The following is a 17,152-nucleotide window of genomic DNA, read 5'->3' on the forward strand; positions in this document are numbered from 1 at the left end:
GATACCTAGACCGCAAAGGGACCCAACGCCAATGACCATTCTGCTTTATGATCTCGTCGGGCGTGACGAGGGCCGACCGTTCAGTCCGCATTGCTGGAAGGCAACGATGGCGCTGGCCCATAAGGGACTTGACGTCTCGACCGCGCCGACGCGTTTTCTCGAAGTGCCGGCCATTGAAGGCGGCGTCTCAAAAACCGTTCCGGTCATCCGCGATGGCGACAAGGTCGTCATCGATTCCTTCGCCATCGCGCTCTATCTCGATGAGGCCTATCCGGATCGCCCGACGCTGTTTGGCGGCGAAGGCGGCAAGGCGATGGCGCGCTTCATCGAGCGCTGGTCGCAATTGACCATCCACCCTTATGTTACCACCGCGGCGCTCGTTGACCTCCATGCCATGCAAGACGAGGAGAATGCCTCCTATTTCCGCCAGAGCCGGGAGCAGCGCTTCGGCAAGCGGCTGGAGGACGTCGTCGCCGCACGCGACGCCGGCCTGGCAACCTTCCGGGCAGCGCTGGAGCCGCTGCGCTCCATGTTGAGCTACCAGCCGTTCATCGGCGGCGCCTCGCCGCTGTTTGCCGACTATATCGTTTTCGGCGCACTGCAATGGGCACGCATCGCATCGCCATACAAACTGCTCGAAGACAGCGACGCGGTGGCGCAGTGGTTCACTCGCTGCCTCGACCTGCATGGCGGGCTGGGACGAAAGGTTTCCGCGGCAGCGTGACGGGCGCAGCGACCTGCCTGCCGGCAAGGCAGTTCGAGCGCCGTCAACCTGTTGCGAAAATCAGCGGCGGAACAGTTGGGCCTACTTGGCCGCCTTATTTGGCGGCCTTCTTTGGCTTGCTGGCTTTCGTGGCAGTCTTTTCTTCCTTGGGGGCGGCTTTTGCCTTGCCGGCGCCAGATGCCTTCTTGGCTGGCTTCTTGTCCGCCGACGGCTTCCCCGCGTCCTCCCGATCGACGTCGGCCGCCGCCTGGTGCCAGTGGCGTTCGTGGTGACCGGCCGGTTGCCCTTCCTCCTGCCAGATCTGATGTGCACGGTTGCGAATGCGCTCCTGACGATCGTCTGCCATGGTCATTTTGTCTCCATTCGGGCCGACTTCAGCGCGGCGCCGACCGAGCGACTATAGCAAGCAAACCGTTGCTTTACAGCCGTCTGATCTCGCTTCCCCGGCGCCGACCAGCCACGGAAGCACGCACCTTCCGACCCCTCGCCATCGCTCCGGACATTCATCGCTCGAAAAGCCAAGCAATCGGCTTTCTGCCCACTTGGCGGCCGCTCCTCACCCCGCTCCTCACCCCTCTTGGCAATCAGCCGGGCGGCTTGTATAGAGCCCGCCACTCTCAATTCGAATTCAGACAAGGACGACCCATGGCGCTCGAACGCACTTTTTCCATGATCAAGCCGGACGCAACGCGGCGCAACCTCACCGGCGCCATCACCAAAATGCTGGAAGACGCCGGCCTGCGCGTCATCGCCTCGCGCCGGGTGTGGATGAGCCGCCGTGAGGCCGAAGGCTTCTACGCCGTCCACAAGGAGCGGCCGTTCTTCGGCGAGCTGGTGGAATCCATGTCCTCGGGCCCGACCATCGTGCAGGTGCTGGAAGGCGAGAGCGCCATTATCAAGAACCGCGACGTGATGGGCGCTACCAACCCGGCCAACGCCGCCGAAGGCACCATCCGCAAGGTGCATGCGCTGTCGATCGGCGAGAACTCGGTGCACGGCTCCGACGCGCCGGAAACGGCCGCGCAGGAGATCAAGTACTGGTTCTCGGACACCGAGATCGTCGGCTGAGCCGACAGTCCATATCTCACATGCAAGAAAGGCCGGCGAAATGTCGGCCTTTTTTTGTATAGGACATGGTCTCAGGCTCCGCGGCATCTCACATGAAGCGAGCCGCCGCAAAGTCCGGCAAAGTACGAGATGCGTGAATAGACTGGAGCTCCGTCGCGATGGAGTCGACCCGACCATGACCAGCGCCATTCCAGGGTTCTTCCAGGGCACCGATATGCCGACCAGCGGATGGTGGGAGGCGCTGTGGCCCGAGCCGGCGGCAGTGCTTGCGGCCACCGGGATCAAGCCGGGTATGGACGTGATCGATCTCTGCTCCGGCGATGGCTGGTTCACATTGCGGATTGCCAGGGTCGCGCGTCATGTCACCGCCATCGATATCGACGCCGACTTGCTCGAAGTCGCGCGCCGGCGCCTGACTGAAAATGGCCTGTCGAATTGCGACTTCGTGGCGGGCGACGCCTATGAGATTGCCAGCCTGGCAGCCCGACCCGCCGATTTCGTCTTCATGGCAAACGCCTTTCATGGTGTTCCGGATCAGCTCCGCCTGGCCCGCGCGGTCCATGCGACGCTTGGCCCGTCAGGCCGTTTTGCCATAGTGAACTGGCATCGGACGCCGCGCGAGCGAACGGTGGTGCTGGGCGAGCCTCGCGGACCGAAAACCGAGTTGAGACTGTCGCCGGAACAGACCATCGCCGCCGTCGAGCCGGCCGGTTTCAAGCTGGCTGAAATGGTTGACGTGCCGCCTTACCACTACGGCGTCATCCTCGTCCCATCGTCCGCGGCAGTTCCAGGAAAAGTGTGAAACGGTTTTCCCGGGGAAAGCGCGTAGCAATTTCCCCGGAATTGCTCAGCTCGCGGCGCTGAAGCGCAGGATTTCGCGGCCGCCCTTATCTGATATGGCGAGCTTGCCGGCATCGACAGTGTACGACGCCGCCTTGGCCAATGCATCGAACAAGGCTTTTTCCTCGGCCATCACATCGGGCGCGCAAGCTTTGTAGGTCGAACCGATATCGCTGATCGCGATCGCCTGGCCCTCGACCTTCGTCGTGGCAAAATAGGTGTTGCAGGGACCGCTGCCACCGGCCTTGCCGGCCTCGCTGACCCTGAACGTCGCCTGCGGCGCGGTGATGGCGCCAATGCCATCGACATAGTCGACCACCCAGAGCTGATCAAAGACGGAAGCCGCTGGCTCCTTGCTGGGTGCGACCATCTTCAGCACGATGGTCTGCGGCGCGTCGGTCAGTGGATCGAGCTGATGGCGCACATCTGAGATGAACATCAGCCTTCCGTCCACAGTGATCCGGGCCTGCAGCGCGTAGGTCATCCGCGGCCGGATGATAGAGGGGTCGAATTTTATCTCGAAGCTGATCGGCACCTGGCCGGCGGGCTCGATCTTCTGTTGCCCGATGATCTTGGCCGGCGCGTCGGCCAACGAGACGTCGGCAAGCTCGACGGAAAGCACGGCGCTGGGTGGCAATGCGATGCGCTCGCGATAGATCACCTCGCCCCTCACCGCCTTTTCCGCGGCAGCGGACAGCTCCGGCACCGCCAGGGTGCCGACGATCAGGGGCACCAAGCCGAAGACGAAGAATTCGGCGATCCTGTCCAGCATGACCGTCTCCCTTGCCCAAATCAGTCACGCGACCAGTTGGCAGAAGGATTGCGGTCGTTCCGTGACGTCTGCACGGCATTATTCGGACGGCGGCTGCTTCCAGCGCCGGGCTGCCTCAGCGTCGGTTTCCTTGGCGTCGACCCAGCCGCCCTCGGAGCCGTCGGTGCGATGTTCCTTCTTCCAGAAGGGTGCACGTGACTTGAGGTAGTCCATGAGGAAGTTCGCCGCCTCGAACGCCGCCTGGCGGTGCACCGAAGCGGCCACCACCAGCACGATGTTCGCCCCCGGCGCGATCTTGCCATGGCGATGTATGACGGTGAGGCCTTGCAGCGGCCAACGCTCGGTGGCTTCGGTTGCGATGCGGCCGATCTCGGCTTCAGCCATGCCCGGATAGTGCTCGAGCTCAAGTGCCGAGAGTGCGCCCTGCTCGTCGCGGCACAGGCCGGAGAAGGTGACCACCGCGCCAATGTCGGCACGGCCCTGCGTCAGCGCGGCGATCTCGGCGGCAACGTCGAAATCCTGGCGCTGGATGCGCACATTCGGCACCAGGACGGCCGACATGAGTGTCAGCCCCCGGTCATCGGCGGGAACAGTGCGATCTCGCGTGCGCCCGATATCTTCTCGCGGTGATCGACATGTTCCTGGTTGATGGCGACGCGGATCACATCGGGATATTGCAGCGCGTGTTGGTAACCTTCGCCGCGCGACTGCAGCCAGCGCAAAAGGTCGGCGACCGTCTCGATGCCGGCGGGCAGTTCGACATCTTCTTGCGATGTGCCGATCCGTTCGCGAACCCAGGCGAAATAGATGAGGCGGGTCGTCATCTCACTCGTCCATGATGTGCTTGAGGCCGGCGCGGAAATAGTCGTAGCCGGTGTAGAGCGTCACGAGGGCCGCGACCCACAGCAGCACGAGGCCGGTCTGCGTTGTCAGCGGAAAGATCTTGTCACCGGCCGGTCCCGCCAGCAGGAAGGCGATGGCGACCATCTGGATGGTGGTCTTCCACTTGGCAAGCTGCGTCACCGGCACCGAGACCTTGAGCGCCGCCAGATATTCGCGCAGGCCCGAAACCAGGATTTCGCGGCACAGGATGATGATCGCCGCCCAGAGCGACCAGCCGGCGATACCGGCGTGACGATCGGTGTCGGCCGCCAGCAGCAAGAGGCAGGTGGCGACCAGCAACTTGTCGGCGATCGGATCGAGCATCTTGCCGATGTTGGAGGTCTGCTGCCAGGCGCGCGCAAAATAGCCGTCGAAGTAGTCGGTGACCGATGCCAGCAGGAAAATGACCAACGCCGACCAGCGGGCGAAGTCGCTCGATTTCAGATGGCCCTCCAGAAAAAAGCACAGCACGACCAGCGGCACCGCGATGATGCGGGCGTAGGTCAGCATGTTGGGCAAGTTGAACGCGCGCTGGGCCATGTCTGGTGGACTCTTTCTGCCTGCGTACTCAAATCAGAAGCGGATGTAGGGGGTCAACAGGCCAGATTCGACTGGCCAGCTGAAAGTGGCGATTTTTTCAGCTCTCGTGGAAATGATTGTAGACCAGTTTCGCGACCTGCTCGGAAATGCCGTCGACTTTCCTCAGATCCTCGATTGCGGCACGGCTGACCGCCTTGGCGGTGCCGAAATGCAAGAGAAGCGCGCGCTTGCGGCCGGGGCCGATGCCGGCGATTTCGTCGAGCGGGCTCTTGACCATTTCCTTCTTGCGACGGGCCCGGTGTGACCCGATGGCGAAGCGGTGGACCTCGTCGCGCAGCCGCTGGACGAAATAGAGTACTGGATCGCGAACGGGCAGCGAAAACGAGTCCCTGCCCTTGACGAAGAAGCGTTCGCGGCCTGCATCGCGGTCCTGCCCCTTGGCGATGCCGATGGCGACGACCCGGTCCTCGATGCCGAGATCCGACAGGATCTTGCGCACCGCCGTCATCTGGCCCTGACCGCCATCGATCAGGATGACATCGGGCCAGGCAGGGAAGCTTCCGGAGAGATCCTCCTCGATATCGTCGCCCGCCTCGGCTGCCATCACCTCGCCCGCTGCCGCATCGTCGGCCAGGACAACATCGCCATGCTCCTTGAGCAATCGCGAAAAACGCCGCTCCATCACTTCGCGCATCATGCCGAAATCGTCGCCCGGCGTGATCTCGGTCGAGCGTATGTTGAATTTCCGGTACTGGTTCTTCACAAAGCCTTCCGGCCCCGCGACGACCATGGCGCCGACGGCGTTGGTGCCCATGATGTGCGAGTTGTCGTAGACCTCGATGCGCACTGGCGGCTTGGCCAGGCCGAAGGTCTCGGCGAAACCGGCAAGCAGCCGCGCTTGCGTCGAGGTTTCGGCCAGCCGGCGGCCGAGCGCCTCACGCGCATTCTGCAAGGCGTTGTCGGTCAGGTCCTTTTTCTCGCCGCGCTGCGGCACCGAGATCGCCACCTTGCGGCCGGCGCGGGTCGAGAGCGCCTCGGCCAGCAGTTCCTGGTCGTCGACGGCCTGCGACAGGAGAATGGCACGCGGTGTCGGCTTGTCGTCATAGAACTGCGCCAGGAACGAGCCTAGTACTTCCGATCCCTCCAGCGCCGGATCGGCCTTCGGGAAATAGGCGCGGTTGCCCCAGTTCTGACCGGTGCGGAAGAAAAACACCTGGATGCAGACCTGGCCGCCTTCCTGATGGATGGCGAAGACATCGGCCTCGTCGACGGTCGCCGGGTTGATGCCCTGATGGCTCTGCACGTGCGACAAGGCGGCCAGCCGGTCGCGATAGATGGCGGCGCGCTCGAAATCGAGGTCTTGCGAAGCCTGCTGCATGGCAGCCGAAATCTCGGTCTTCACCTTCTGGCTGCGACCCGAGAGAAAGTCCTTCGCCTCGGCGACCAGATCGGCATAACCCTGATGCGAGATTTCGCCGGTGCACGGACCGGCGCAGCGCTTGATCTGGTAGAGCAGGCATGGCCGCGTGCGGTTCTCGTAGAAGGAATTGGTACAGCTTCTGAGCAGGAAGGCGCGCTGCAGCGAATTGATGGTGCGGCCGACGGCGCCGGCCGAGGCAAAGGGGCCGAAATAGTCGCCTTTACGCGAGCGTGCCCCGCGGTGCTTGTAGATGCCGGGCGAGACATGGTCGCCGGTCAAAAGGATATACGGAAACGACTTGTCGTCCCGCATCAGCACATTGAATCGCGGCCGCAAGCGCTTGATAAGATTTGCTTCGAGCAGCAGCGCCTCGATCTCGGTGCGGGTGACGACGAACTCCATCGTCGACGTCTCGCGCACCATGCGGCCGATGCGGTTGGTGTGGAATCTGCCTTGCGCGTAGTTGGTGACACGCTTCTTCAGGCTACGCGCCTTGCCGACATAGAGCACGTCGCCAGCGGCGTTCATCATCCGGTAGACGCCGGGCGCATTGGGCAGCCGCTTGACCAGCGTCTGGATCACCTCGGCGCCGACCATGCCTTCGGCGTCCCCGGCATGCGGCGTCCAGTCGATTGCCGTGAACGCGACATCCGGGCCAACCGGTTCGACGATCTCCTCCAGCGCCTCGTCCTCGAGGTCGATTTCGGGAGGAAGATCATCAGCGCCGCCGCGCGCCTTGTTCTTGTGATCCAAAGGACTCATTCCGCCATGCCTGTCACATCGGGCGTCTGCCATGCAAGATGCTGGCCGCCATCGAGTGCGATCATCTGGCCGGTGACCGAACGCGCCTGCCAGAGATAACGGATGGTGGCGCCGAATTCCGGCAATTCCGGGCCGCGCCTCAGAATGAGGCCGGCGACCTGCGCGTCAAAATCGGAATCGTCCTGGCGTGCGTTCTTCAGCGTCGGGCCTGGCCCGATCGCATTGACGCGGATGCGGGGGCCGAGCGCCTGCGCCAACATCTGCGTCTGGGTCCACAGCGCCGATTTCGACAGCGCATAGGAAAAATAGCGCGGTGTCGGTCGCCAGACTCGCTGGTCGATGATGTTGACGATCAGCCCCTCCTGCCCTCCCGGCAAGGAACGGGCGAAGCTCTGCGCCAAAAGCGCCGGGGTTTTCACGTGAATGGCAAAATGGCGGTCCCAGGCATGCCAGTCGAAATCCTCGACGGAATCATCGACGAAGAGCGAAGCATTGTTGACCAGCAGCGAAATTGGACCCAGCGCTGCTTCCGCCTGACCGACGAGGTCGCTGACAGCGTCCATGTCGGTCAAATCAGCCGCAACCACGGCAGCGCGGCCGCCCGACCGGTTGATCGCCGCGGCCAATGCATCCGCCTCATCGTGCGAGCGGTTGGAATGGACGGCGACCGCAAAACCATGGCTGGCGAGGTCCTCGACGATCGCCTTGCCGATCCGTTTCGCTCCACCGGTCACCAGCGCCACGGCAGTGGCTTTGCTCATCTGCTGTCAATCCTCAATTTCGGCCCGAAAACGCGACGCCGACGAAATATGGCCCGGCATGCGTTAAACGGCGTTCGCACCTGGGGCAACATTGTGGCGAAGTGCCCGGTTCGGCATGCCGAGTCCTCTTGGACTCGGAACCGCCGGACCGCAATATAGGTCGCTGGAGTCCTTGCACCAAGCCGCGTGCAGCGCAGCATGAACTTGCTGCTGACATTTCGCTGTTGCGAAGATGCAACGTCAAGGTTCTGCCTCATTCGTGCCGGGTAATGACCCAAGTTCAGGTTCGGTTCAGCCGCATTTTGACACGACATTCGGAACCGACGAACGCCAGATCCGTTTCACCCCCCGGGCGGGTCGATGGCGATCGTGAGAAACAAGCCTGTGTCCTGTGGCTTAAGGAGTAAAGAACAATGCAAGCCAATCTCAAATTCGCACGGCCGCTGGCTGTCGCGCTCGGGCTCTTCGCCCTCGGCGGTACCGCTTATGCTGCGGACGTCGTCCAGGAAGAGCCGCCGGCACCCGCTCCGGTTGCTGAACTTCCGGTCGCCTCGTGGGCCGGCCCCTATGCCGGTATCAACGTTGGCTACGGCTTCAGCGGCAAGACCAAGGAAAAGGATTTCGGCGTTTCGACCGATACCAAGGGTTTTGTCGGCAGTGTCTTCGGCGGCTATCAGTGGCAACAGGAGAACTTCGTGTACGGCGGTGAAGCCGAACTCGGCTACAACGGCGTCAAGGGTGACGACAACGGCATAAACTCCAAGGGCGGCTTCGAAGGCTCGCTGCGCGCCCGTCTCGGTTACGCCGTGACCCCGGAAATCCTGCTCTATGGCACCGGCGGTCTCGCCGGCAGAAGCCTGAAGGTGGAAGACTCCGTCATTCCTGCCAGCGACACCGCCACCATGCTCGGCTGGACCGCCGGCGTCGGCACCGACATCAAGCTGACCGACAATGTGTTCGGCCGCGTCGAGTATCGCTACACCGACTTCGGCAGCAAGAGCTTCGACGGCATCGGCAAGGTCAAGGCGACGGACAACCGCGTCACCTTCGGCCTCGGCATGAAGTTCTAAGACGTTCAAGCCACGACACGAAAAGCCGGGCCTCGCGCCCGGCTTTTTTATATCCGGTCGCTCAGGCCGGAACAGCAGATTTGATCGCTCAGGCCGGAACCACGGACTTCAACTCCGGGAATTTTTCGTCGAAGTGCGCCACCCAGCGGGTCAACCGGCTACGCCCTTTCTCCCACTGACCGGCAAAACGCAGCGAGAGATAGCCGAGGCAGGCACGCAACGCCAACTGACCGGCCGTGATCTTCTTCGGCAGCTTGGGCGGATTGGCGTTGAGCAGATCGAGTGCTGCCGTGATCTTCGCCCACTGGCGGTCGAGCCAGGGCTGATAGACCATCTCTTCGGGCCGGGTGCGGCGCTCGTAGACCATCGACAGCGCGCAATCGCAGATACCGTCAGCCAGCGCCTCCAGCACTTCCGCTTCCAGACGCTTGTCGGGGTTGCGTGGAAACAACGCGTTCTTCGAAATCCGGTTGAGGTGCTGGGTGATGGCTCGGCTGTCGTGAATCGAACGGCCATCGTCGAGCACCAGCACCGGGATCTTGCCGAGCGGATTGGCGCCGATCAGTTCGGCCGGCCTGTCCTCGGTCTTGACCGGCACCTCATCGATTGCGATCCCGGCATAGGCCGCTGCCATCCTTACCTTGGAGCTGTAGGGAGAGGCGGACGCGTAGAGCAGCTTCGGCATGATCGGTTTCCTGTTTGCGACCGTCCAGTGTTGACCGGACACACTCTTGCGATCAATCGCCAGAGTGCAAAAAACCAACGACCAGAAACCGGCCGCGGTTCTCCGTCCTGGCATCATCACAGCCTGAAACCGGTATGCTGGAAAAGTATCAGCAGGCCTCGACAGCGAACTGCGGGGATTCGAACCTGCATTCACACTTCACAGGCGCCCATACTTCACAGGCGCCAGGCATCGGGCCGAGATCTTCGCCAACCACGGCGAGGAGCGAAAGAGCGGGCGAGCGAGGCAGCCAACCGGCGCCTCGCTTTGCTTGCCCCTCGGCCCCTTTCCGACGTTCAGCCCAGAGGGCTGAACCCGCTGCCGAACATGCTCCGATCCAGAGCGTCTGAGCGTCCTTGCCGGATCCCGAAGGACAGGTGACGCTCCAACGATCCGTCTACTTCTTGGCCGGAGCTTTCGCTTTCGCCTTCGCAGGCGCTGCCTTTGCCTTCGGCGCCGCGGCTTTCTTCACCGCCGGCTTGGTCGCGGCCGCGGCTGCTTTCATAGCTGGCTTGGCCGCCGGCTTCTTGGCCGGTGCCGCTTTCGCTGCCGGCTTAACCGCGGCTTTCGCGGGCGCTGCCTTCTTCGCTGCCGGCTTCGCCGCGGGTTTGGCCGCCGCCTTGGCCGCCGGCTTCTTGGCCGGTGCCGCTTTCGCTGCGGGCTTCGCCGCGGCCTTCGCGGGCGCTGCCTTCTTCGCTGCCGGCTTCGCGACGGCCTTTGCCGCTGCCGCGGGTTTCTTCGCCGGTGCCTTGGCCGCGGCTGCCTTCGGCTTGGCGGCAGGCGCTGCTTTCTTCACTGCCGTCGCGGCCTTCGCCGCGACTGCTTTTGCGGGTGCTTTCTTTGCCGGTGTCTTGGATGCCGGCGCTTTAGATGACTGCTTAGCCATGTCATGCCCCTTCACGTTATGCCGATGGCCGTGAATGACCCCGGCGCGCAATGCATATCTGACTCGCGTCTCGCTAGCCAGCGAAGCAATGATATGATTTTCTCAACTTAACTTTTGGTTGCGATCGACACACAATCACACTCATCATCGGAAAAATCCACTGTTGATCTTCTGACGTCGCCAGCAATTTGACACCGGCATTCCCGATGCGAGCTCGCCATCAAGCTCCCAAGATTAGCGGGCAACTTCACGCATGATATCCGGCCGTGAATATCATGACTTGCCGCCTCATCGAGACGATCATCTTTTGCAAGCGAGCGGTCCGTGCGGATCACGAGCGCGATGCGACGCCCGATCTGAAGATCACCTTGTCAAGCATGTTTCGAGCACCCTCTTTCTGATTGACGGAATACTCTGTATGGCAGAGTATTCTGTCAATCAGTGTGCTTGCGCCTTGGATTTCGGCCATACAAAGGCAGTGACACCAAGGCGGCAGAGATTGCCGAGTCACACGGCGACAGCAAGGCTTTGCCGCATTGGAGCCCATTGATGAGCGCCAACGACATTATCCACCAGAGTACGCGGCTCAGGATCATGGCCGTCCTGAACACGCTGGAAAGGCGCGAGGCCTTGGAGTTCACCCAGTTGAAGGCCATGATCGAAGCCACCGACGGCAATCTCGGGGCACATCTCGATACGCTGGCCAGAGCTGGCTATGTCGACATTGAAAAGCTTTTTGTCGGGCGTCGGCCGCAGACACGGGTCAGAGCCACGACGGCCGGGCGCCGGGCCTTTCGCGGCCACATTGCCTTTCTTCGCAAGATCATCGATCAGGCAGAGGCAACGCGGCGCGGAAAATAGCCCTGCGATTGGACGAACACCTGGCAACGCCGGCGCCAAAGCGCCTGCGACCGCTTCGGGCAGCAGGCGCGAAAAAAGGTCGGGAAAGACGCGTTCAGCGCAGGACGCGGCAACGGCCGTTGTAGACCATCCAGCGATCGAAGCCCGAGACGCAGAACTCGACATTGTCGCCGATCGAGGCAAAACCCTGGCCTTCCTCGATCAGATAGAAGATCGACCGGTCCCGGCCATCCGACAGGCTGACGGTTGCCCGGCAATAGTGACGGCCGATCGGCCATTCCTCGCTCGCCTGCTCATAGCGGTGCTGGCGAATGTCGCGAAAATCGGTGATGGCGACATCGGGCAGATGCGGCACGTGATGCACCTGGTAGGAGAACCGATGCGTGATCTTGCTCAGCACCCATGTCTCGCCACAGACGCTGCCATCGTTCTCGGAATAGACGGCGAGGTCGGCCGCATGGACCGCCTGGGTGATACCGAGAGGCGCGGCAAGGGGCGGGCAGAGCGAAATCAGGGCAGCAAGTGCGGATTTGGCGAAGCGAGTCATGGCAGCCTCTCAAGGTCGATTGCGCGCACTGTGCGGATTCGCTCGGCGGCGGTCAAGCGGTTGCCTAAACAATGGTTTCCAAAAGCCGGCTCCGGGCAGTTGCTGTAAGCAGCAACCCGCAGACAACGGCGAAGTTCCCTGCGGGCGGATCGTGCGGTCGTACGAAGCAGGCGGTCGAAGGCGGCTAGACCTGCGGCGGGGCCTGCTCGCCGGCCAGCCATTCCATCGACCAATGCGCCGGCTTTTCCACGGCAAGCAATTTGTGCAGTGCCGGTAATAGGGTTCGCAGTTCGCCTTCCAGCATGAAGGGCGGATTGACCACCACCATGCCGGTGCCATCGAGGCTGGGTTCCGAAGAGGCCGGCCTGATCTCGAATTCTATGTCGAGGATTTTCGGGATGCCGGATTGCTTCAGCGCTTTCCTGAAGGCGATGATCGCCTTGCGGTTCTTGATCGGATACCACAGCGCGTAGATGCCGCTGGGCCAGCGCCTGTGCGCTTTCGCCAGCCCCTCGACGAGGCGGCCGAACTCACCCTCTTCCTCGAAGGGTGGGTCGATGAGCACCAGGCCGCGCTTTTCCTTGGGCGGCAGGTGCGCCCCGAGCGCAAGCCAGCCGTCAAGTTCCATCACCCTTGTCTGGAAATCGCCGGCGAACTCCGTCTTCAGCTTCGCGGCGTCTTTCGGGTGCAGTTCGATCGCCGACAACCGGTCCTGCTTGCGCAGGAGATTGCGCGTGAGCAGCGGCGACCCCGGATACTTCTTGACACCGCCCTCGGGATTGAGCGAGCGCACCGCCGCCAGATAGGGCGCCAGCAGCGCCGCCGCCTTCGCGTCGAACGAGGCATCGATCAGCCTGCCGATGCCGCCCTGCCACTCACCGGTCTTTTGCGCTTCGAGTGACGACAGGTCGTATCGGCCAATGCCGGCATGGGTGTCCACGACACGAAACGCCTTGTCCTTCTGTTTGAGATAGTCGAGCAGGCGCGTCAGCACGACATGCTTGACGACATCGGCAAAATTTCCGGCATGATAGGCGTGGCGATAGTTCATGTGGGACCCCTGCCCCATCGTGGCGGCGGCGGCTGCGAGTTCGGATTTTCCGGTCGCCCGCCACCAGAACGCAAAGACAGCAGGAATCCGATCAAGCCGACCGCCATCAGCGAGAAGCCTATCGGCCGCGCGCGGCCGTCGATTTCGCCGACGCCGGAGCGCAAGACAAGGTCGACCGCCCGCATCGGTATGTCGTCGGCATCGCCCGGGCCGACGGTGAAGACGTAAGCGCCTGGGCTGACGGTGGCAATCAGGCCGGCTTCGTCGCGAAAGATCTTGTCGGGCAGTTGCGGGCTGGCCTGGCGTGGATTGTCCGCATGGTTGAACTGCAGCGTCGAGGCAAGCATCGTGCGGCCGTTGGTGGCCGCGGTCAGCGTCAGCACCGTACGCTGCTGCGAAACGATGCGTTCGGCCCTCGCGGTCAGGTCCACCAGCACCCGCACCGGCGCATCGCCCGGGGCAAGTTGAACCGTCACCGGTCGGAATTGGCCGCCCTCATAAACGCGGTATGTGCCGACCGCCCTGCCCGAGAAATTGCTCACCGCCCACGGAGAGAAAATGCCGATGGCGGCGCCGGCGATCAGAAGCAGGATGGAGAGAAAGCGCATCGAAAAACCTTGGCTATTTCTACTTCTGCTCGCTATGGCTGCCGCCCTGCGCGGACCTGTCCACGGTAGCAGTGCGGATCCGCTCCATCTCGTCCAGAAGCATCTCCAGGCCAAGATCGAAGGTTTTGTCGAATTCAGCGGTGCCGAAGTAACGTCCCGCGGTGGCGATGTTGGGGAAATCGCGCTCAAGCTGCTCACTGCCGACCGTTGTGACCGCCGACGGACCCTTTGAGTAACCGGCGGTCTCGTCGAGCACCGCCCCCGCCAGATAATACCCGACCGCACGGAACAGCCTTGCGGCCATTTCCTGATCGAAGCCGCCGTCATTGAACAAGCCCACGATGTTATTGATATAGCCAAGGCAAATGGGCGAATTCATGCGGTAGCTGAGAAAATAGCTCGCGAAGGCCGGATGCTCGCGGCCGATACGCCGATAATCCAATACCGCCATGCGCATCCTCTGGCGCCATGGCAGATCCGGATCAGGCATCTTCAACGGACCAATCAGCCTGTCGACCAGCGCCTCAAAGAGATGCGCCTGCGAGGGGAAGTGATGGTAGATGCTCATTGCCTCGCAACCAAGTGCTGCCGCCAGCTTGCGCATCGAAAAGCCGGAAAGGCCCTCCCTCTCGATCACCTCGAAAGCCGCGTCCTCGATCATTTCGCGCGACAGACGTCCGCGCGCTCTCTTTTTCTTGATTGATTGATCCATCGCGCTGCTTGACAACTTACAGTGTAAGGTTCATCTTCGCCGTCACCTTACATCGTAAGGCTAACAAAGACCAGAGGAGAAAACCATGTCGTATCATCGCATCGTCAAATCCGTGCAGTCTTCATCCCAACGTGCGTTCCTGATCGCCGCCGCGGCCTGCGTGCTGTCGCTCGGCACCGCGGCGGCCCATGCCGACGACTATGATGCAACCCTCAAGGACATACAGTCCACCATGGGCGGTGTACCAAGCTTTGTGAAACAGTTTCCCAAAACCGGTCTGCCCGGTGCCTGGGCCGAGGTCAAGGCCATCGAACTCAGCGACAAGACGGCGCTGCCGCCCAAGGTCAAGTCGCTGATCTCCCTGGCCGTGGCGGCACAGATCCCTTGCACCTACTGCATCTGGTCGGACACGCAGGACGCCAAGCGCGCCGGCGCAACCGATGAGGAAATACAGGAAGCCGTGGCGATGGCGGCGCTGACCCGCCACTGGAGCACTGTCTTCAACGGCATGCAGGTCGATTTCGATACATTCAAGAAGGAAATGGGCGGGCAGTAAGCCCGCCGGCAAGAAGGAAATGGCCGGGCAATAAGCCTCAAGTGCTCTACAGAGATGACTCGGCGCGCGGGTCGTCTCTGGTCTGCATCTCGGCTTCGGGTGCTGCCTAAGCCTTGCGCTCCCAGCGGCGGTCCGCGGTCTGCTGCCAGTAGGTCACGGCGTGGCCCGCCTCCTTCATCGTTTTCCAATGCGCCCGGGCCATCTCGACCTGGGCCGCGTCATGGCCATCGAACAGGAACACCGCACGCTCGTAGCCGCCAAGGTCGGGCGCCGCCGCGCCGTCGACCAGGAACCTGATCTTGGCTCCGTTGGGATTGCCGTCGCCGGTGGTCAACAGGATTGGTTGTTCATCTGGATAAGCTTCGCGATCGGTCGCGTGTGCCAGAAAGGAATCATCGCGGAAAGTCCACAGATGCTGGTCCAGCGCGTCGCGCCGCTCCTCGGTGCCGGTCTGCACCACGGCGCGCCAGCCGCGATCGAGGCTGCGCTCGAGCAGGCCTGGCAGCGCATCTTCCAGCGTCGATTCGGTCAGATGGTAAAACAGCACATCGGCCATGGATCGACGTCAGCTCTCGTAGTGATCACGCACCAGCCGGTCCAGCAGCCGCACGCCGAAACCCGAAGCCCATGACTGGTTGATCTCGTTCAATGGCGAGCCCATCGCGGTACCGGCGATGTCGAGATGCGCCCAGGGCGTGTCCTTGACGAAGCGCTGCAGGAACTGCGCGGCGATGATCGCGCCACCATAGCGGCCACCGATGTTCTTCATGTCGGCATTCTTGGAATCGATCAGCTTGTCGTATTCGGCGCCGAGCGGCATGCGCCACAGCCGTTCCTGCGTTGACTGTCCGGCCGCGGTCAGCCTTTGCGCCAGTTCGTCGTTGTTTGAGAACAGGCCGGCATGATGCAGGCCGAGCGCAACCATGATGGCGCCAGTCAGCGTCGCCAAGTTGACCATGAATTTCGGCTGGAAGCGGTCGTTGCAGTACCACAGCGCGTCGGCCAGAACGAGGCGCCCCTCCGCGTCGGTGTTGAGCACCTCGATGGTCTGTCCCGACATCGAGGTGACGATGTCGCCCGGGCGCTGGGCATGACCATCGACCGCGTTTTCGACAAGACCGATGATGCCGACGACATTGGCCTTGGCCTTGCGGGCGGCGAGCGCATGCATCAACCCGGTCACGGCGGCAGCGCCGCCCATGTCGCCCTTCATGTCCTCCATGCCCGACGCCGGCTTGATCGAATTGCCGCCGGTGTCGAACGTGACGCCCTTGCCGATGAAGGCGACCGGGCTGTCCTTGGGCTTGCCGCCGTTCCATTGCATGACCGCCATACGGGCGCCTCGGGGCGAGCCTTGCGCGACACCGAGCAGCGAGCCCATGCCGAGCTTCTTCATTTCCTTCTCGGTCAGGATCTCGACCTTGACGCCGAGCGCCTCGAGGTCCTTGGCGCGGGCGGCGAACTCGACCGGTCCCAGCACGTTTGCCGGTTCATTGACGAGATCGCGCGCCAGAAGCACACCGTCGATCACCGCCTCGGCATCGGCGAAGGCTTTCTTGGCGCCTGCCGGGTCGGCGGTATGGATGGTCACCTTGACCGGCTTTTTCGGGTCGGCTTTACCGCCCCCCTGGCCGTCGTCCTTATCCTTCCTGGTCTTGTACTTGTCGAAGGAATAGCCGCGCAAAAGAATGCCCGCAGCGAGGTTCGCGGCGTCCTTGCCATCGGGCGAGGCACCGGCCAGGTCGAGGACCACGGCGACGTCGGTTGCCTTGCGCAGCGATGCCGCAATGGTGCCGCCGAGCTTCAGCCAGGCATATTCGTCGAGCCCCGACACCCTGCCGGCGCCGACCGCGACCAACCTGTCGAGCGATGTTGCTTCCGGCGCCAGGATTTCGACAGTGCTGGCGAACTTGCCGGCAAACTCGGCGACCGGGAAAGCCCGATCCAGCGTCTTGCCCGGATCGTAAGCCCTGGCCGCATCGCTCAAGCCATCATCCGCCGACAGCACGAAGACCGTGCCCTTTCTGTTCGCCGCCGACTGGGGCGCGGCGAATTTTGCAAAGGCGATCGACGGTCTCGGGTTCATCATGTCCTGCTTTCGGGGATTGCGCGATGATGCGCGAAGCGGTTTGAAGCGATCCGCGACATTTGGTCGTTTTCCGGCATTTGGCAAGACTTTGCCAAAATGGCTACCCATATGAGACACGGAATCGATGGCGATTCGTCGCGGCACGGCCCGCTTCAAGCCGCAACCTGTTGTTAACCATCGATGTTCGTCCTTTCTTATCCATTGCCGCCGACACTCCGGCCTACTGCGGCACGCGACGTGGGACGGGAACCGCCTCGCCTGCCCAATGCAGCCCAACGG

The 17,152-nt window shown here is 62.5% G+C and carries 21 protein-coding genes; 6 read left to right on the top strand and 15 right to left on the bottom strand.

What is annotated here, in order from left to right:
- Positions 1 to 31 precede the first annotated feature (31 nt).
- Positions 32 to 724 carry a glutathione S-transferase family protein gene (locus LB536_RS06170; protein ID WP_224590483.1) on the top strand — a complete coding sequence of 231 codons (693 nt, stop codon included), beginning with the start codon at positions 32 to 34 and terminating at the stop codon, positions 722 to 724.
- A 94-nt stretch (positions 725 to 818) separates the two neighbouring features.
- Here the strand turns inward: LB536_RS06170 and LB536_RS06175 are convergent, their stop codons facing one another.
- The gene (locus tag LB536_RS06175; RefSeq protein ID WP_140761981.1) at positions 819 to 1,076 is read right to left on the bottom strand and encodes a DUF2934 domain-containing protein; all 258 of its coding nucleotides are present in this window, start codon (positions 1,074 to 1,076) and stop codon (positions 819 to 821) included.
- Between the two features lie 293 nt (positions 1,077 to 1,369).
- Between LB536_RS06175 and ndk the strand changes: the two genes are divergently transcribed.
- The gene (gene ndk, locus LB536_RS06180) at positions 1,370 to 1,792 is read left to right on the top strand and encodes a nucleoside-diphosphate kinase (protein ID WP_140761984.1); all 423 of its coding nucleotides are present in this window, start codon (positions 1,370 to 1,372) and stop codon (positions 1,790 to 1,792) included.
- A gap of 175 nt (positions 1,793 to 1,967) precedes the next feature.
- Positions 1,968 to 2,594, top strand: coding sequence for a class I SAM-dependent methyltransferase (locus LB536_RS06185; protein ID WP_224590484.1), 627 nt, complete (start codon positions 1,968 to 1,970; stop codon positions 2,592 to 2,594).
- 45 nt (positions 2,595 to 2,639) lie between these two features.
- Here the strand turns inward: LB536_RS06185 and LB536_RS06190 are convergent, their stop codons facing one another.
- The 6 genes from LB536_RS06190 to LB536_RS06215 form a co-directional block, all read right to left on the bottom strand.
- Positions 2,640 to 3,404: a YbaY family lipoprotein gene (locus LB536_RS06190; RefSeq protein WP_224590485.1), complete on the bottom strand. Its 765-nt coding sequence runs from the start codon at positions 3,402 to 3,404 to the stop codon at positions 2,640 to 2,642.
- 78 nt (positions 3,405 to 3,482) lie between these two features.
- Positions 3,483 to 3,965: a molybdenum cofactor biosynthesis protein MoaE gene (locus tag LB536_RS06195; protein ID WP_224590486.1), complete on the bottom strand. Its 483-nt coding sequence runs from the start codon at positions 3,963 to 3,965 to the stop codon at positions 3,483 to 3,485.
- Between the two features lie 5 nt (positions 3,966 to 3,970).
- Complete coding sequence (moaD, locus tag LB536_RS06200; protein WP_027144520.1) at positions 3,971 to 4,228, bottom strand: molybdopterin converting factor subunit 1; 258 nt, start codon at positions 4,226 to 4,228, stop codon at positions 3,971 to 3,973.
- A 1-nt stretch (position 4,229) separates the two neighbouring features.
- On the bottom strand, positions 4,230 to 4,826 hold the full coding sequence (pgsA, locus tag LB536_RS06205; protein ID WP_140761997.1) for a CDP-diacylglycerol--glycerol-3-phosphate 3-phosphatidyltransferase: 597 nt from the start codon (positions 4,824 to 4,826) through the stop codon (positions 4,230 to 4,232).
- 97 nt (positions 4,827 to 4,923) lie between these two features.
- Complete coding sequence (gene uvrC / locus LB536_RS06210) at positions 4,924 to 7,008, bottom strand: excinuclease ABC subunit UvrC (protein ID WP_224590487.1); 2,085 nt, start codon at positions 7,006 to 7,008, stop codon at positions 4,924 to 4,926.
- Entirely contained in the window at positions 7,005 to 7,769 is a 765-nt protein-coding gene (locus LB536_RS06215) for an SDR family oxidoreductase (protein WP_224590488.1), read from the bottom strand. The genes uvrC and LB536_RS06215 overlap by 4 nt, the downstream gene beginning before the upstream one ends.
- A 413-nt stretch (positions 7,770 to 8,182) precedes the next feature.
- Here LB536_RS06215 and LB536_RS06220 point away from each other — a divergent pair, with 413 nt between their 5' ends.
- Positions 8,183 to 8,839, top strand: coding sequence for an outer membrane protein (locus LB536_RS06220; RefSeq protein WP_140762004.1), 657 nt, complete (start codon positions 8,183 to 8,185; stop codon positions 8,837 to 8,839).
- A gap of 88 nt (positions 8,840 to 8,927) precedes the next feature.
- On the opposite strand, the gene LB536_RS06225 is transcribed toward LB536_RS06220, so the two are convergent.
- Together LB536_RS06225 and LB536_RS06230 are read right to left on the bottom strand one after the other, a co-directional pair.
- Positions 8,928 to 9,524 carry a glutathione S-transferase family protein gene (locus LB536_RS06225; protein ID WP_224590489.1) on the bottom strand — a complete coding sequence of 199 codons (597 nt, stop codon included), beginning with the start codon at positions 9,522 to 9,524 and terminating at the stop codon, positions 8,928 to 8,930.
- Positions 9,525 to 9,960: 436 nt separating this feature from the next.
- Positions 9,961 to 10,449, bottom strand: a complete 489-nt coding sequence (locus LB536_RS06230) for a hypothetical protein (RefSeq protein WP_224590490.1) — start codon at positions 10,447 to 10,449, stop codon at positions 9,961 to 9,963.
- 549 nt (positions 10,450 to 10,998) lie between these two features.
- On the opposite strand from LB536_RS06230, the gene LB536_RS06235 reads away from it, so the two are divergent.
- Positions 10,999 to 11,310, top strand: coding sequence for a transcriptional regulator (locus LB536_RS06235; RefSeq protein WP_224590491.1), 312 nt, complete (start codon positions 10,999 to 11,001; stop codon positions 11,308 to 11,310).
- Positions 11,311 to 11,404: 94 nt separating this feature from the next.
- Here the strand turns inward: LB536_RS06235 and LB536_RS06240 are convergent, their stop codons facing one another.
- The 4 genes from LB536_RS06240 to LB536_RS06255 form a co-directional block, all read right to left on the bottom strand.
- Positions 11,405 to 11,857 (bottom strand): hypothetical protein, encoded by a 453-nt coding sequence (locus LB536_RS06240; RefSeq protein WP_224590492.1) that lies wholly within the window; start codon positions 11,855 to 11,857, stop codon positions 11,405 to 11,407.
- A gap of 184 nt (positions 11,858 to 12,041) precedes the next feature.
- Positions 12,042 to 12,908: a 23S rRNA (adenine(2030)-N(6))-methyltransferase RlmJ gene (locus tag LB536_RS06245; RefSeq protein WP_224590493.1), complete on the bottom strand. Its 867-nt coding sequence runs from the start codon at positions 12,906 to 12,908 to the stop codon at positions 12,042 to 12,044.
- The gene (locus LB536_RS06250) at positions 12,905 to 13,516 is read right to left on the bottom strand and encodes a hypothetical protein (RefSeq protein WP_224590494.1); all 612 of its coding nucleotides are present in this window, start codon (positions 13,514 to 13,516) and stop codon (positions 12,905 to 12,907) included. Before LB536_RS06250 ends, LB536_RS06245 begins: the two co-directional genes overlap by 4 nt.
- Positions 13,517 to 13,535: 19 nt before the next feature.
- A complete protein-coding gene (locus LB536_RS06255) occupies positions 13,536 to 14,177 on the bottom strand; it encodes a TetR/AcrR family transcriptional regulator (protein WP_224590495.1) in 642 nt (213 codons plus the stop codon).
- A 136-nt stretch (positions 14,178 to 14,313) separates the two neighbouring features.
- Between LB536_RS06255 and LB536_RS06260 the strand changes: the two genes are divergently transcribed.
- Positions 14,314 to 14,784 (top strand): carboxymuconolactone decarboxylase family protein, encoded by a 471-nt coding sequence (locus tag LB536_RS06260; protein WP_224590496.1) that lies wholly within the window; start codon positions 14,314 to 14,316, stop codon positions 14,782 to 14,784.
- A gap of 106 nt (positions 14,785 to 14,890) precedes the next feature.
- Here the strand turns inward: LB536_RS06260 and LB536_RS06265 are convergent, their stop codons facing one another.
- The gene (locus tag LB536_RS06265) at positions 14,891 to 15,340 is read right to left on the bottom strand and encodes a DNA polymerase III subunit chi (RefSeq protein ID WP_224590497.1); all 450 of its coding nucleotides are present in this window, start codon (positions 15,338 to 15,340) and stop codon (positions 14,891 to 14,893) included.
- A 9-nt stretch (positions 15,341 to 15,349) separates the two neighbouring features.
- Positions 15,350 to 16,870 (bottom strand): leucyl aminopeptidase, encoded by a 1,521-nt coding sequence (locus LB536_RS06270; RefSeq protein WP_224590498.1) that lies wholly within the window; start codon positions 16,868 to 16,870, stop codon positions 15,350 to 15,352.
- Positions 16,871 to 17,152: the final 282 nt, after the last annotated feature.

This window comes from Mesorhizobium sp. ES1-3 (assembly GCF_020164795.1).
Classification (GTDB): Bacteria; Pseudomonadota; Alphaproteobacteria; order Rhizobiales; family Rhizobiaceae; genus Mesorhizobium.

Coding starts and splice junctions, on each gene's coding strand:
- LB536_RS06170 (WP_224590483.1), top strand. CDS start 32: ATGACCATTCTGCTTTATGATCTCGTCGGGCGTGACGAGGGCCGACCG.
- LB536_RS06175 (WP_140761981.1), bottom strand. CDS start 1,076: ATGACCATGGCAGACGATCGTCAGGAGCGCATTCGCAACCGTGCACAT.
- ndk (WP_140761984.1), top strand. CDS start 1,370: ATGGCGCTCGAACGCACTTTTTCCATGATCAAGCCGGACGCAACGCGG.
- LB536_RS06185 (WP_224590484.1), top strand. CDS start 1,968: ATGACCAGCGCCATTCCAGGGTTCTTCCAGGGCACCGATATGCCGACC.
- LB536_RS06190 (WP_224590485.1), bottom strand. CDS start 3,404: ATGCTGGACAGGATCGCCGAATTCTTCGTCTTCGGCTTGGTGCCCCTG.
- LB536_RS06195 (WP_224590486.1), bottom strand. CDS start 3,965: ATGTCGGCCGTCCTGGTGCCGAATGTGCGCATCCAGCGCCAGGATTTC.
- moaD (WP_027144520.1), bottom strand. CDS start 4,228: ATGACGACCCGCCTCATCTATTTCGCCTGGGTTCGCGAACGGATCGGC.
- pgsA (WP_140761997.1), bottom strand. CDS start 4,826: ATGGCCCAGCGCGCGTTCAACTTGCCCAACATGCTGACCTACGCCCGC.
- uvrC (WP_224590487.1), bottom strand. CDS start 7,008: ATGAGTCCTTTGGATCACAAGAACAAGGCGCGCGGCGGCGCTGATGAT.
- LB536_RS06215 (WP_224590488.1), bottom strand. CDS start 7,769: ATGAGCAAAGCCACTGCCGTGGCGCTGGTGACCGGTGGAGCGAAACGG.
- LB536_RS06220 (WP_140762004.1), top strand. CDS start 8,183: ATGCAAGCCAATCTCAAATTCGCACGGCCGCTGGCTGTCGCGCTCGGG.
- LB536_RS06225 (WP_224590489.1), bottom strand. CDS start 9,524: ATGCCGAAGCTGCTCTACGCGTCCGCCTCTCCCTACAGCTCCAAGGTA.
- LB536_RS06230 (WP_224590490.1), bottom strand. CDS start 10,449: ATGGCTAAGCAGTCATCTAAAGCGCCGGCATCCAAGACACCGGCAAAG.
- LB536_RS06235 (WP_224590491.1), top strand. CDS start 10,999: ATGAGCGCCAACGACATTATCCACCAGAGTACGCGGCTCAGGATCATG.
- LB536_RS06240 (WP_224590492.1), bottom strand. CDS start 11,857: ATGACTCGCTTCGCCAAATCCGCACTTGCTGCCCTGATTTCGCTCTGC.
- LB536_RS06245 (WP_224590493.1), bottom strand. CDS start 12,908: ATGAACTATCGCCACGCCTATCATGCCGGAAATTTTGCCGATGTCGTC.
- LB536_RS06250 (WP_224590494.1), bottom strand. CDS start 13,516: ATGCGCTTTCTCTCCATCCTGCTTCTGATCGCCGGCGCCGCCATCGGC.
- LB536_RS06255 (WP_224590495.1), bottom strand. CDS start 14,177: ATGATCGAGGACGCGGCTTTCGAGGTGATCGAGAGGGAGGGCCTTTCC.
- LB536_RS06260 (WP_224590496.1), top strand. CDS start 14,314: ATGTCGTATCATCGCATCGTCAAATCCGTGCAGTCTTCATCCCAACGT.
- LB536_RS06265 (WP_224590497.1), bottom strand. CDS start 15,340: ATGGCCGATGTGCTGTTTTACCATCTGACCGAATCGACGCTGGAAGAT.
- LB536_RS06270 (WP_224590498.1), bottom strand. CDS start 16,870: ATGAACCCGAGACCGTCGATCGCCTTTGCAAAATTCGCCGCGCCCCAG.